Raw genomic sequence first — 13729 nt, 5'->3', positions numbered from 1 at the left:
GGTGAGGGGAGCCGTCGCGGCGGGTGGTCCTGGCGGCGGCGATCACCTTGGGGCGCAGGCCGTGGGCGAGGAGGACGGGCGTGGCGGCCGTGCCCCGGCTGGGCCAGGTGAGGACCGCCTCCGCGTCGGGCGCGTCGGGCACGTCGGGGTGAAAGGCGCCGGCCACGGCCCGGTCGAAGGCGGTCAGCAGCTCGTCGAGCGCGGCTGGCGGGGCGTCAGGGTGCGGGCGGGCGTGGAGCTGGTGCTGGTCGAGGGCGGTCCAGCAGGCCGCGAACGACTCCGGGTCGGCTCGGTGGCGGCGGTAGACGGCGCGGCTCCCGCCGTCCCTCGTGGTCAGCACGAGGTCCCCCGGCAGCGGCGCGGGCGCCGGCCAGGCAGCCGGCAGCAGTGGGTCGAGCGTCCGCGGCCAGCCCCGCCGCCTGAAGATCACGCGAGGCCGGCGACGTTCAGCAGGTACGCGGTCAGCGGCTCGTAGTACAGCGGGTTGGCCACGTGGTCGTCGAGCGGGACGCAGACGGAGAGGGTGCCCTCGGCCTCGGCGAGGAAGAGGGCCGGGTCGTTGCAGTCGGCGAATCCGATGGTGTCGATGCCGTGCTGGGCCGCGCAGCCCGCCCAGCCGTGGTCGGCCAGGACGAGGTCGGGCGGCGCCTCGCCCTCCTGGGGGAGGGCGGCGAGGATCTCCGCCATCGGAGCGGGGGAGTGGGTGTGCCAGAGCGTGGCACCCCGCTCGTACATCGCGACGCCCGCCATCTGCGCGACGACGCCCTCGTCCGCCGTCAGGCCGAGCGGGACGCGGACCAGTTCGCAGCCGGCGGCCCGCAGCGCCGCCGCCGTCTGGGCGTGGACGTCGAGCAGCCCGCCGGGGTGCCCGGTGGCGACGAGCACCCGCTGCTTGCCGGCGACGGCCTTGCGCAGCAGCACGGCGGCGCGGTCGAGGGCCTCGACGGTCAGCTCGGGGTCGATCGTGTCCTGCCCGCGGCGGTGCGCCGGGTCCCCGTCGACGCCGCACCGCTCGGCCATGACCGCCAGCACGTCCTGCTCGTCCGTCCACCGGTCGCCGAGCTCGACGCCCAGCCAGTAGTAGCGGTTGCCGTTGGCCAACTCACGGTAGTGCGCGAGGTTGTTCTCGCGTGGGGTGGCGACCTCGCCCGCGATCCGGGTGCGCAGCAGGTGTTCGATGAGCTCCGAACGGGTGGGGGCGGTGGTCGGCATACGCTCAGTATCGCCCGGAGGGGGCTATTCCGGTCCTTCTGTCGCCTAGCTGTGATCTCCTCGGGCCAGTGCTCGAAGCCGTGGCGGCGCGGCCGTCACGGGCAGGGACGCGGCCGCTACGGCAGCGTGAGAACGCGGGGTCCGTCGTGGGTGACGGCGACGGTGTGTTCGACGTGGGCGGCGCGGGAGGCGTCGTTGGTGCGCAGCGCCCAGCCGTCGGGGGCGGGGTGGAATCCGTCGTCCCCGCCGGAGAGCACCATCGGCTCGATGGCGAGCACCAGGCCGTGGCGGAGGGGGAAGCCGCGTCCGGGCCGGCCCTCGTTGGGCACGTCGGGGCTCTCGTGCATGCGCCGGCCGATGCCGTGGCCGCCGAAGCCCTGGGGGATGCCGTAGCCGGCGGCGCGGATGGTGCGGCCGATGGCGTGGGAGATGTCGCCGAGGCGCCCGCCGGGGCGGGCGGCGTCGATGCCGGCGGCGAGCGCCTCGTGGGCGACGTCCAACAGCCGCCGGTCGGCGGGGCTGGGCGCGCCGACGGTGACGCTGATGGCCGCGTCGCCGGTCCAGCCGTCGAGGTGGGCGCCGCAGTCGACGCTCAGCAGGTCGCCGTCGCGCAGCCGGTAGTCGTCGGGGATGGCGTGGACGATCGCGTCGTTGACGCTGGCGCAGATGACGGCGGGGAAGGGGGTCGGGGCGAAGGACGGGTGGTAGCCGAGGAAGGCGGGCGTGGCGCCCGCGTCGCGGATGACGCGGGCGGCCACCTCGTCCAGCTCCCGCAGCGACACCCCGGGCCGCACCGCGGCGCGCACGGCGGCGAGGGCCCGGCCCACGACGCGGCCCGCCTCGCGCATCGCGGCGAGGGCCGCGTCGTTCTTGATCTCCACCATGGGGCGCTCCGTTCTTCCAATTCTTATACCGGTTTGGGTCGCGATTACTATACCGGTCGGGGAGCGTTACTAGAATCACGGTCATGGTGCGGCAACCTCTCACCCCCGTGGAACGCGAACGCGGCCGGCAGCTCGGCCTCCTGCTGCGGCGGGCCCGTGGGGCGCGCAGCATGGTGCAGGTCGCCGCCGCGGCCGGGATCTCCGCCGAGACGCTGCGCAAGATCGAGACCGGCCGGGCGCCGACACCCGCCTTCTTCACGGTCGCCGCCCTCGCGGCGGCCCTCGACCTGTCGCTGGACGAGGTGGCCACCGCGTGCGGCCCCCCGCCGGAGGCGGCGGGAACGGCGACGACGGCGACGGGGATGGCGACGGGGATGGCGACGGCGGAGGACCGGGCCGACGCCGCCTGAGCCCCACGGTCCCTCGTGGCCGGCGAGGCGGCGTCGGGCGGTCCCGCCGTCGTCGCGTGACTCAGCCGTCGAGGCGGCGGAAGAGCGCCAGCCACTGCTCCGGGCTGACCAGGCCGACCGGCGCCCCCTCCGGGACCCCCGCCGCCCGCAGCGCCGCCCGGACGCGAGACGCCCGCCGCGGCCCCCGGGCGAGCGTGGCGGCCAGACAGCCGCCGACGCCCGTGAAGCCCTCCTCGACGACCGCGCGGTACGCGGCGAGCCGCCCGCGCGGCAGCAGCGGCGTCGGGCGACGCGCGAGCCGCAGCACGGCCGAGTCGCAGCGCGGCACGGGCGTGAACAGCTCGCGCCGCACGCGCGGCCCGAGCCGCCACTCCCACTCCGGCCAGTGCCGCACGGTCTGGAGCGTCCAGCGCCCGTAGTCGCCGGTCTGCCGGCGCGCGTACTCCCACTGCGTCAGCAGCGTCGCCGAGGTCAGCCCCGGTGCGGTCAGACACCAGCGCACGATGGCGGAGGTGCGGGCGTAGGGGATGTTGCCGACGACGGCGAACGCCGCGCCGCCGCCCGGTGCCCGCGCCCGCAGGAAGTCGCCGGCGACGACGCGGACGTTGCGCGTCGGGCCCAGGCGGCGCGGCAGGCGGGCGGCGAGCGCCGGATCGAGCTCGTAGGCGACGACGTGGCGGGCGCTGCGCGCCAGCACCCGGGTCAGCGTGCCCTCGCCGGCGCCCGGCTCCAGCACCAGGTCGGCGGGGCCGACCCCGGAGGCGCGCACGAGGGCGCGCAGCGCGGCGGGGTCACGGAGGAAGTTCTGGGAGAGGGTCTTGCGGCGGCGTGCCACGGTGGGGTCCTCGACTCTCGTACGAGGACAGGCCGGCCAGCGGTAGGGGTGGTCCGGGCCCGTCCGGTCGGAAACGACACGGACCGGCCCCGGTACGCGGGGTCGCCGAGCGAGGGCCCCGGGCAGGCCGGCGAGGGACGCGCGGAGGAGTCCGTCGACGGCCGGGAAACGTCCGGCCACGGAGTACGCGGCCGGGGACGACCCGGGGAGAAGGGGCGCCTGGGCGGGTCCTAGCGGACCGGAGCCGGGCGCCGAACGCGCGGGCGGTACGTCTGGAGCGGAGCCCAGACGGCGACCGGCCGCGCGTCGACGCGCGCGCCCAGGTCAGTCATCGTCGCCGTGCATGCCACGGGTCGAGACCCTACGAACGGGGCCGGGGCGACCACAAGCCGTTTTCCGCGCGCCCCGCGCCCCGGCCCGCGCCCCTGCCCACGGCCGTGTCCCGGCCGGCGGCCCGCCGCCACCCGACGGGATGAAAACCGAAGGCCCGAGCGTTACGGACACGGCATGCTGAGAAGCGGCGCGAGCCCCCGCGCGGGAGCCGCACGGCAGCGGCTCGGGCACGGGCGCGGAGGTTCGGGCGTCGCAGCTCTCAGGGGACGCGGACGGCGGGAGGCACGTTGGTGGCGGCATCGGGCACCGGGACGGGGCGCGGGACGGGGACCGGTTCCGGCGACGGGACCGGGAGCGGGACCGAGAGCGGGACGACGGCCGGGACGGCGGCGGAGACACGGGCCGACGCCGGCTGGGTGCGGCGGCTCGCCGCGTACTGCTGGCGCTACCGCCGCGACGTCGTGCTCTCGCTCGGCGCCTCACTCCTCGGCATGGGCGTGATGGCCCTGATACCGCTGATCATCAAGGTCGTCATCGACGACGTGATCATCGGCGAGGAGGGCGGGCTCCCGCTGTGGATCGGCCTGCTCGTCGCCGCCGCGGTCGTCGTCTACGTCCTGACGTACATCCGCCGGTACTACGGCGGGCGCCTCGGCATCGACGTCCAACACGACCTGCGCACCGAGATGTTCCGCAGCATCACCCGGCTGGACGGCCGCCGCCAGGACCAGCTCTCCACGGGACAGGTCGTCGGCCGCGCCACCAGCGACCTCCAGTTCGTGCAGGGCCTGCTGTTCATGATGCCGATGACCATCGGCAACCTCATGCTCTTCGCGGTCTCCCTCGTCGTGATGGTGACCCTCTCCCCGCCGCTGACCCTCGTCGCGCTCGCCGTCGCGCCCGCCCTCTGGCTGATCGCCCGCCGCAGCCGCACCCGCCTCTTCCCCGCCACCTGGTACGCGCAGGGGCAGGCCGGCGCCGTCGCCGGGGTCGTCGACGGGGCCGTCAGCGGGGTGCGCGTCGTCAAGGGCTTCGGGCAGGAGGAGCAGGAGACGGCGAAGCTCCGCGCCGTCAGCCGCACCCTCTTCGGCGCCCGCATGCGGACCGTCCGCCTCAACGCGCTCTACACTCCGGCGCTCCAGGCCGTGCCCTCCCTCGGGCAGGTCGCGATGCTGGCGCTCGGCGGCTGGATGGCGACCCGGGGCGAGATCACGCTGGGCACCTTCGTGGCGTTCTCCACCTACCTCGCGCAGCTCGTGGGCCCGGTGCGGATGCTCACCATGATCCTCACGATGGGCCAGCAGGCGCGCGCCAGCGTCGAGCGGGTGCTGGAGCTGATCGACACCAGGCCGGAGATCAGCGAGGCGCCCGGCGCGTACGAGCTGCCGGCCGACGCCGCCGCGACCGTCGAGTTCGACCGCGTCAGCTTCGGCTACGGCGAGGGCAGGGCGCGCCACAGGGGCGGCGGAGCCGGGGACGGACTCGTGCTGCGGGAGCTGTCCCTGCGGATCGAACAGGGCGAGACCCTGGCCGTCGTCGGCCCCTCGGGCAGTGGCAAGTCCACGGTCTCGCTGCTGCTGCCGCGCTTCTACGACCCCGACGCCGGCACGATACGCGTCGGCGGCCACGACATCAGGGAGCTGAGCTACGGCTCGCTCCGCAGCGCCATCGGCCTCGTCCCCGAGGACAGCTTCCTCTTCTCCGACACCATCCGCGCCAACCTCGCCTACGGCCACCCCGAGGCCACGGACGAGCAGGTCAGGGCGGCGGCGCGAGCCGCGCAGGCGGATCGTTTCATCGAGGAGCTGCCCGACGGCTACGACACGGTCATCGGCGAACAGGGGCTGACGCTCTCCGGCGGCCAGCGGCAGCGCGTCGCCCTGGCCCGCGCGATCCTCACCAACCCCCGGCTGCTCGTGCTGGACGACGCCACCTCGGCCGTGGACGCCCGCGTCGAGCACGAGATCCACGGCGCGCTCCGCTCGGTGATGGCCGAGCGGACCACGCTGCTGATCGCCCACCGCCTCTCGACCCTCCAGCTGGCCGACCGCATCGCCGTGCTGGAGGCCGGGCGGCTGGTGGACACCGGCACCCACGAGGAGCTGGTGGCGCGCTGCCCGCTCTACCGCAGGCTGCTGGCGGACCCGGAGGAGCTCGGCGGCGTCGAGCGCGACCCGGCCGGGCTCGTGGTGGGGGAGGGCGGTGCCGGAGGCGAGGACCGGAACGGGAGCCGGGGTGAGGACCGGGGCGGGAGCCGGAACGGGAGCCGAGGCGAGGGCCGGGGTGGGGGCGCCCGAACGGACGCCCGAACGAACGCCCTCGGCGGCGGCCACGCCGTCGCCGGCCGTTCCGCCCGCCTTCCGGCCGACGGCCCCGCCCGCGTCGACGGCGTCACCCCCGAGCTGTGGGTGCGCGAGACGAGCGAGGAGGACGACCCGGCGACGGGCACGCCGCGCGTCCCCGCGGCCGCCGCCGTCGGGCCCACGTTCTCCGCCGTCGGCACCGCCGCCCCCACGCCCGAGCTGCTGGCCCAGGTCGCCGCCCTGCCGCCGGCCACCGACACCCCCGACATCGACGAGGAGGCCGCCGCCCGCCCGGAGCGCGAGTTCGGCCTGCGCCGCCTGCTGGCGGGCCTCGGTGTCCCTCTCGCGCTCGCGCTGCTGCTCGTCGTCGCCGACGCCGCCGCCTCCCTCCTCCTGCCGATCCTGATCCGGCACGGCATCGACGAGGGCGTGCAACAGGCCGCGCTCGGCGCCGTCCTCACGGCCGCCGGGCTCGCGCTGCTCGTGGTCCTCACCCAGTGGGTGGCGCAGTGGGGCGCCACCCGGGCCGTGGGCCGCACCGGCGAACGCGCCCTGTACACGCTGCGCGTGAAGATCTTCGCCCACCTCCAGCGGCTCGGCCTCGACTACTACGAACGCGAGCTCGCCGGCCGCGTCATGACCCGCATGACCACCGACGTGGACGCGCTCACCACCTTCCTCCAGACCGGCCTCGTGCAGGCCCTGGTGGCGCTGCTGACGTTCTTCGGGATCATGGTCGTGCTGCTGGTGATCGACCTGGCGATGGCCCTGGTGGTGCTCGCGACCCTGGTGCCGCTGGTCCTCGGCACGGTCGTCTTCCGCCGCCACAGCGTCCGCGCCTACGAGCTGGCGCGCGAGCGCGTCGGCGGCGTCAACGCCCACCTCCAGGAGTCGGTCGCCGGCCTGCGGATGGTGCAGGCCTTCCGGCGGGAGGCCGACGGCTACGAGCGCTTCGCCGCCCGCTCCGACGGCTACCGCCAGGCCCGTGTCCACGGCCAGTGGCTGATCTCGGTCTACTTCCCCTTCGTGCAGCTGCTGGCGAGCCTCGCCACGGCGGGCGTGCTGGTCCTCGGCGCCGGACGCGTCGGCGACGGCACCCTGACGGCGGGCGCGCTGGTGGCGTACCTGCTGTACATCGAGCTGTTCTTCGCGCCCGTGCAGCAGCTGTCGCAGGTCTTCGACGGCTACCAGCAGGCGGTGGTGTCGCTGCGCCGCGTGCAGGAGCTGCTGCGCGAGCCCACGACGACGCCGCCGGCCGCCGACCCGGTGCCGGTGAAGGGCCCGCTGCGCGGCGAGCTCACCTTCGACGAGGTCCACTTCTCCTACGGCGCGGACGGCGACAGCGTCAACGGCGACGGCGACAGCAAGGGCGACGGCGGCGGGAGGAGCGGTGGCGAGAAGGAGGCCGCGCTCGCGGGCGTGAGCCTCACCATCCCCGCCGGCCAGACCGTGGCGTTCGTCGGCGAGACCGGCGCGGGCAAGTCCACACTCGTCAAGCTCGTCGCCCGGTTCCACGACCCCACCTCGGGCGCGGTGCGGGTGGACGGCACCGACCTGCGCGCGCTCGACCTGGCCGGGTACCGGCACCGGCTCGGCGTCGTGCCGCAGGAGGCGTACCTCTTCCCCGGCACCGTCCGCGACGCCATCGCCTACGGCCGGCCGGACGCGAGCGACGCCGAGGTGGAGGCCGCCGCCCGAGCCGTCGGGGCGCACCCGATGATCGCCGCGCTGCCCGGCGGCTACCTCGCGCCCGTCGCGGAGCGGGGCCGGAACCTCTCGGCCGGACAGCGGCAGCTGATCGCGCTGGCGCGGGCGGAGCTGGTCCAGCCCGACATCCTGCTGCTGGACGAGGCGACCGCCGCCCTCGACCTGGCCACGGAGGCGCTGGTCAACCAGGCCACCGACCGCCTCGCCGTGCGCCGCACCACCCTCGTCGTCGCGCACCGCCTCACCACCGCGGCCCGCGCCGACCGCATCGTGGTCCTCGACCACGGCCGGGTCGTGGAGGACGGCACGCACGAGGAGCTGGTGGCGGCGGGCGGGACCTACGCGGAGCTGTGGCGGACCTACGCGGGCGAGCCCGTCGGGGTCTGAGCCAGCACCGCCCGGGGCTCGGGCGGTGCCGCGGGGGAGGGCCCGTGGGCGGGCCCGGGTGGGGCGCCGGGCCGCGGGCCGTCGGTGACGGCGCCCCGCTCGGTGCCACGGCCGGCGCCGTGCGCCCGCATGTCCCCCTGCCCGTCCCCGCGCCCGGCGCCGTGCTCCCGCAGGTGCGAGGGACGCGGGTGGGCCGCGAGGTCCCGCAGCCACGCCTCCGTGCTCAGCGCGCACTCCAGCTCCGTCACCCCGCCGCCGTAGAGCCCGGGGTTCTCCAGGGTGCGGCGGAACTCGTCCGCGTCGGCGATCCCGGCCGCCACCAGGTGGGAGTCCTCGGCCCACGCCGCGAGCCGCCGCCGCTGCGCCAGCAGGCCGCCGAGCCACTCCTCGCCGGGATGGTCGCGCGAGCGGCGGTGCAGGACCGTCGGGGGAACGACGCCGCGCAGGGCGGCGACCAGCAGCGGCTGGTGGGCGTCGGGCCTGGCCGCCTCGTGGGGGCGCGCCCGCAGCGCCGCGTCGATCACCGCGTCGTCGCAGAACGGCGCCTCGGCCCTCCGCGCGAGCAGCTCCCCGGCGGCCGTGCCGACCCGCCGGACCTGCTGGACCCAGGCCGGCGCGCGCTCGGCGGCGGAAGCGTCGCCGCCGGTGCCGCCGGTGCCGCCGGTGCCGCCGGTGCCGGTGGTGTCGCGGGTGTCGTGCGTGGGGGCGTCCGCCACCTCGCGCAGCAGCGCGGCGAGCAGCTCCTGCGCCTGGGCGCTGGCCCACGGCGGCAGCCACCGCCCCCGCCCGTCACCTCCGTCCCCGGCCGCCTCGAAGGACGCCGTCACGGGCGTCTCGCGCCCCAGCAGGGCGGCGGCCGTGACGCGCAACGGCCGCCGGTCGCGGCGTCCGACCGGAGCGCTGGGGCGTGGCCGCGGGCGCGGCTGGCGCAGCAACGACGCCGGGAGTCCGCTGGGCGGCGGCGTGGCCACCTGGTACCCGCCGTGGCCCGCGAGCCGGCGCCCTCCGGCGCCGTGGTGGCGCAGCTCCCGGTCGACCCGCGCCTGGAGCGCCCGGTCGCGCAGCGCGGTGGCGGGCTGGTCGCCCGGCTCCCGGCGCCGCTCGATGCCGGCGAAGTAGGAGGGAAGGGCGGCGGGCGGGAAGGTCAGGTGGACGAGGAACGCGCTGCCCGGCAGCAACTCGGCGGCCATCTCCGCGTAGTGGGCGTCCTCGTTGCCGGCGGCGGACCAGCTCAGGGTGGCCGCCACCAGCCGGGCGCCGGCCTCGGCGGCGAGGAAACACAGCGCGGTGGAGGCCAGGCCGCCGGAGAGGTCCGCGCCCCAGGTCTCGCCCGCGCTCACGCGCGCGGCGACCGCGCCGCGCAGCGCCCGACGCAGCGGGCCCGCCGCCGTCTCGACGGGCAGCTCGGCGGGCGGTGGCCGCCACCACGGCGTGACCAGGCCCTCGCCGTCGCGCCCGAGCCGCAGGGCGTGCCCCGGCGGCACGGCCGAGACCTCCCGCCACATCGCCGCGCCGCGCAGCGCGTGGGGGAGGGCGGGGCTCAGCCGGGCGGCGAGCCGGGCCGGGTCGGGGCGCGCGCCGGTCAGCCAGGCGAGGGTGCGGGCGCGGTCGGCCGCCACGGCGACGCCGTCGACGCGGGCGTGGTACAGGCGCCGGTCCCCGGCGTTGGTGCCACGGGCGTAGACCTCGCCGTCGACCGAGGCCAGCAGGTGGAAGCTGCCGGCCACGCCCTCGGCGACGGCCTCGACGTCGGTGGCCGACCGCACCGAGCGGGCGCGGAGCGCCAGCAGCGGGGAGGTCAGCGCGTGGTGCCCGACCAGCACGAGCCGGGGGCCGGGGGCCTCGTCCCGCGGGGCCGTCGCGGCCCGCTCGCCGCTCTCGCCGCCCGCCCAGCAGCCGAGCAGCCACGGGCGTCCCGAGAGGTGGCGGACGGTGTGGCAGGCGTAGGGCGCCAGGCGCTCCGCGAGGGCGGGCGCCGCCTCGTGGTCGGGCAGGACCACGAACCAACGCCCGCCACAGGGCAGGGAGGTCACCGGCTGATCACCGGAAGGAGGTGGGCGGGGTCCGACGGCGTCGCGTGCGTGTCGTGACCCATCCCGACCCCCTCAAGGGTGTGCTGATCAACGTGCACTGGCACGAGGACGCTACTCCTGGACCGGAAGGTTTTCGGGGCGATGAATCGTATCAACGCCCGTGGCGTGACGCGACGTTGACCGGAAATTCCTGAAAGCTTCAACGCCAGGGGGGTTGTGGGGCGCGCGGCGGCTCAACTGACCAGGACGCCACCGCCGTTGGCGGCATCGGCCCGCCCGGCCCACCAGCCCGCGACCGACGCATTCCGGTCGTCGTGCCGCCCCCGTCAGCGGCGCCTCACCGTGGGCGCGTCAGGCGGGCGAGATGGGTGTCGACCGTCTGGAGCCGGCCGCCCGGCGGGGACTCGTCCCCGTCCCACCAGTGGATCGCGGCGATCTCCTCGTTCGGCGCGAAGGGGCTGACCTCCGCCATCTCCACGTCGTACACCGCGCCGTGGAGGACGCGCCGGTTCGGCAGCGCCGTCAGCGCGTACCCGGCGAAGCCCAGCGCCTCCGGGCCGACGCGCTGCCCCGCCTCCTCCCACAACTCCCGCGCCGCCGCCTCGCGCGGCGTCTCCCCGGGCTCGATCCCGCCCCCCGGCAGCTCCCAGCAGTCCCGGCCCCGCACCCGCACGAGCAGCAGCCGCCCCGCTCGCCACGCCACCACCAGCGCGTAGCCCACGGGGGCGCCGGCGGGGCGCGTCCCCTCCGGCAGCCGCTCGAACGCCAGCAGCTCCATGCCCAACGGCCCGGTGGCCAGCGGGGGCCGCGCCTGCGCTTCCGTCATGCCCCCGAGGCTAACGGGACCAGCGCCGTGGCACCCGGCGGCCTGGCGGCCCTACGAGGCCCCGGCGGCGTCCGACGACGCCCGCCACCACAGCGCCGTGGCCAGCACGGCCACCACGCCGCAGGCCAGGAACGGCGCGTCGAGCCCGCCGCCGCGCGCCAGCAGCCCGCCGGCCAGCGCGCCCAGCGCCGTGGCGCCGAGCGTCAGGGTCCGCGCGGCGGCCGTCACCCGGCCCAACAGCGCGTCGGGCACGGCCCGCTGCCGCAGCGAGACGGCGCAGACGTTGAGCACGGCGAACGAGCCGCTGGTGACGACGGTGACCGCCACCGCCACCCCGAGGTGCGCGGCGGGCACCAGCAGCGCCGGGACGCCGGCCGTGATCCCGAGCGCCCACGCCAGCACCGCGCGGTGACGCCGCCCGGCGACCAGCCGGTCCGCCAGCAGTGAGCCGAGGACGCCGCCCACCGCGCCGCAGGCCAGCAGCGCGCCGAAGCCGCCCGCGCCGAGACCCAGCTCCTCCCGCGCGTAGAGCACGAAGATCGCGAACCACGCGGCGTCGGCCGCCGCCACGGCCGCGACCGAGGCCACCAGCGCCCGCAGCATCCGCTGCCCGCCGAGCCAGCGCAGACCCGCGCGGACCCCGTCGCCGACAGGCGAGGTCGCCGCGAGGGCCCCGGCCGGACGGGCCAGGCTCAGCGGCAGCGAGAGCACGAGCATCGCCGCGAGCGCCAGCGCGGCGCCGTTGGCGGCGAACGGGAGGGCGGCGCCCGCCGCGAACAGCGCCGCGCCGACGGGCGGGCCCACGAACTCGTTGCCCACCACCTCGCCCGCCACCAGCCGGCCGTTGGCCCGCTCCAGCCGCTCGGGCGTGCCCAGCAGGCGCGGCAGGGCGGCCTGCGCGGCGGTGTCGCGCACGGTCTCCGCGATCCCGAGGAGGAACGCGCAGCCGGCCACGACCCACACGCCCGAGCCGGCCCCAGGACCGCCGCTCGCGTCGAGCCAGCCGAGCGCCAGCGCCGCCACCAGCAGCCCCAGCACCACCGCCCGGCCCGCGTCGGCCCCGACGATCAACGCCCGCGCGCCGCGCCGGTCGGCGAGCGCGCCCGCCCACAGGCCCGTCACCAGCCACGGCAGCGTCTGCGCCGCCGCCACCGCCCCCACCGCCAGCGCGTCGTCCGTCAGCGCCGCCGCCAGCAGCGGGAACGCGGCGGCCCTGATGCCGTCGCCGACGTTCGCCAGCACCGCCGCGCCCCAGAACCGCCAGAAGGGGCCGCCGAGTCGTCGTTCCTCCGTCACGGGGTCAGCGTGCCACGCCCGCCACCTCGAAGGTGTGCAGGGACGTCGCCCCGAGCTGGGTCGTGAAGCGGCCCCCCGACAACTGGACGTCGGTGCGCGGGGCGTAGCGGGCGTCACCGGTGTCGGTGACCCGGTGCGCCACCCCGCTGCCGTCCGACGGCAGCGTGCCGAAGGCCGACAGGTCCACCGTCAGCTCCTGCGTGCCGCTGCCGAGGTTGGCCGCGACCACCACCAGTCGCCGCCCCGCCTCGTCGTGCGCCGCGACGACCCCGTCCACGCCGGTGTCGATCATCCGCATGCCCGGCCTGATGTGGCGGGTGAACTGTGCGAGGAAGGAGAACTTCCGCTGGACCTGGAGCAGCCGCCCGGCGCCCGGGTCGAAGGAGATCGCCGCCCAGCCGGGGCTCTCGTCGAGCACCTGCCAGAACTGCCAGGCGTCGGGCCGCAGCAGGCGCAGGTCGAGCAGGAGGTTGCGCACCATCGACACGCCGGTGCCGTCGCTGTCGCCGTACTCCGAGTTCCACAGGCCCTTGCCGGCCGCGCGGACCTCCTGGCGCAGCGTGTCGCGCGGGCCGCTGGAGCCCTGGTACCCGTGGACGTTGACGCGGTCGACGCGGTCGCGGCTGGCCTGGGAGTAGGCGCGCCAGGTGCTCAACGCCGCGTCGTAGCTGGTCTCGTCGGAGGCGGCGATCGCCGTGCCGGAAAGCCCCCGGCGGTCGAGTTCGGTGCGGAGGTGGGCGAGGACCTCCTCCTGCGTGGAGACGTCGAAGTGGCAGCCCTCCTGGCGGCCGGTCGCGCCCCAGTAGTCGGAGGTGCCCTCGTTGAACGCCTCGACGGAGACGAACGGCACGCCCCAGCGCTCGGGGGACTGGCGGGCCACCTCGGCGAGGTAGACGGCGAACTGGCGGTAGTTCCAGGGCTGGAGGTTGTCCTCGGCGGAGTTGTTCGCGCCGGCCGGGTTGTGGTTCAGGCACATCCACCACATCGGCGAGTTCGAGAACAGCTCGATCCTGGCGCCGCGTTCGTGGGCCATCGTCATCATCGCCCGCTGGCGCGCGTCGGCCGACCAGACCCAGGAGCTGGAGGTGGGGTCCTCGCTGGCCCAGTCCTGCCAGTAGCCCTCGATCTGCTTGAACGGCTGCATGTTCGGCGAGACCACCATCGACTCGCCGTTGTAGGTGTTCCAGCTGCACGCGCCCAGGTTGTAGCGGGCGAGGTTCATGCCGAGGCCGGGCAGTGGGGTGCCGAGGACGGTGACGGTGTCCGTGGTGAAGAACAGGTCGGCCAGGCTCTCGTCCTCACCCATCACGTTGGCCCACCAGGCCAGCGAGGTGCCCCAGCCCTCCCACGTCCCCCAGGCCGCGCCGGGCTGGACCGTCACGGTGGTGGCCCGCGCGGTGCCCGGCAGCAGCGGCACCAGGAGCCCGGAGGCGGCGGCGGTCCCGGTGGCGGCGAGCAGTGTCCTGCGTTTCATCAGGTCCTCCCAGGCCGGTCGTCCACCGG

The 13729-nt window shown here is 76.4% G+C and carries 9 protein-coding genes and 1 pseudogene; 2 read left to right on the top strand and 8 right to left on the bottom strand.

What is annotated here, in order from left to right; genetic code table 11:
- From ACTWP5_RS22040 to map, 3 genes and pseudogenes are all read right to left on the bottom strand, one after another.
- A pseudogene (locus ACTWP5_RS22040) lies at positions 1 to 430 on the bottom strand (hypothetical protein); the annotation flags it as partial.
- Positions 427 to 1212, bottom strand: a complete 786-nt coding sequence (locus ACTWP5_RS22035) for a phosphatase (protein WP_443222782.1) — start codon at positions 1210 to 1212, stop codon at positions 427 to 429. The gene ACTWP5_RS22035 and the pseudogene ACTWP5_RS22040, both read right to left, overlap by 4 nt.
- A gap of 116 nt (positions 1213 to 1328) precedes the next feature.
- Positions 1329 to 2096 (bottom strand): type I methionyl aminopeptidase, encoded by a 768-nt coding sequence (gene map, locus ACTWP5_RS22030; RefSeq protein ID WP_443222781.1) that lies wholly within the window; start codon positions 2094 to 2096, stop codon positions 1329 to 1331.
- A gap of 83 nt (positions 2097 to 2179) precedes the next feature.
- On the opposite strand from map, the gene ACTWP5_RS22025 reads away from it, so the two are divergent.
- Positions 2180 to 2506, top strand: coding sequence for a helix-turn-helix domain-containing protein (locus tag ACTWP5_RS22025; RefSeq protein WP_443222780.1), 327 nt, complete (start codon positions 2180 to 2182; stop codon positions 2504 to 2506).
- Positions 2507 to 2567: 61 nt separating this feature from the next.
- Here the strand turns inward: ACTWP5_RS22025 and erm are convergent, their stop codons facing one another.
- Entirely contained in the window at positions 2568 to 3341 is a 774-nt protein-coding gene (gene erm / locus ACTWP5_RS22020) for a 23S ribosomal RNA methyltransferase Erm (protein WP_443222779.1), read from the bottom strand.
- 749 nt (positions 3342 to 4090) lie between these two features.
- Between erm and ACTWP5_RS22015 the strand changes: the two genes are divergently transcribed.
- On the top strand, positions 4091 to 8071 hold the full coding sequence (locus ACTWP5_RS22015) for an ABC transporter ATP-binding protein (protein WP_443222785.1): 3981 nt from the start codon (positions 4091 to 4093) through the stop codon (positions 8069 to 8071).
- Here ACTWP5_RS22015 and ACTWP5_RS22010 read toward each other — a convergent pair.
- From ACTWP5_RS22010 to ACTWP5_RS21995, 4 genes are all read right to left on the bottom strand, one after another.
- Positions 8044 to 10104, bottom strand: a complete 2061-nt coding sequence (locus tag ACTWP5_RS22010) for an asparagine synthase-related protein (RefSeq protein WP_443222778.1) — start codon at positions 10102 to 10104, stop codon at positions 8044 to 8046. The two genes, ACTWP5_RS22015 and ACTWP5_RS22010, sit on opposite strands and share 28 nt — an antisense overlap.
- A 337-nt stretch (positions 10105 to 10441) precedes the next feature.
- Complete coding sequence (locus ACTWP5_RS22005) at positions 10442 to 10930, bottom strand: NUDIX domain-containing protein (protein ID WP_443222777.1); 489 nt, start codon at positions 10928 to 10930, stop codon at positions 10442 to 10444.
- Positions 10931 to 10981: 51 nt separating this feature from the next.
- On the bottom strand, positions 10982 to 12226 hold the full coding sequence (locus tag ACTWP5_RS22000; RefSeq protein ID WP_443222776.1) for an MFS transporter: 1245 nt from the start codon (positions 12224 to 12226) through the stop codon (positions 10982 to 10984).
- Between the two features lie 4 nt (positions 12227 to 12230).
- Positions 12231 to 13700, bottom strand: a complete 1470-nt coding sequence (locus ACTWP5_RS21995; RefSeq protein WP_443222775.1) for a glycoside hydrolase — start codon at positions 13698 to 13700, stop codon at positions 12231 to 12233.
- Positions 13701 to 13729: the final 29 nt, after the last annotated feature.

The sequence above is a fragment of the Streptomyces sp. 4N509B genome, from assembly GCF_052245655.1.
Lineage (GTDB): Bacteria > Actinomycetota > Actinomycetes > Streptomycetales > Streptomycetaceae > Streptomyces.
This window is presented reverse-complemented; position numbering and strand designations above follow the sequence as displayed.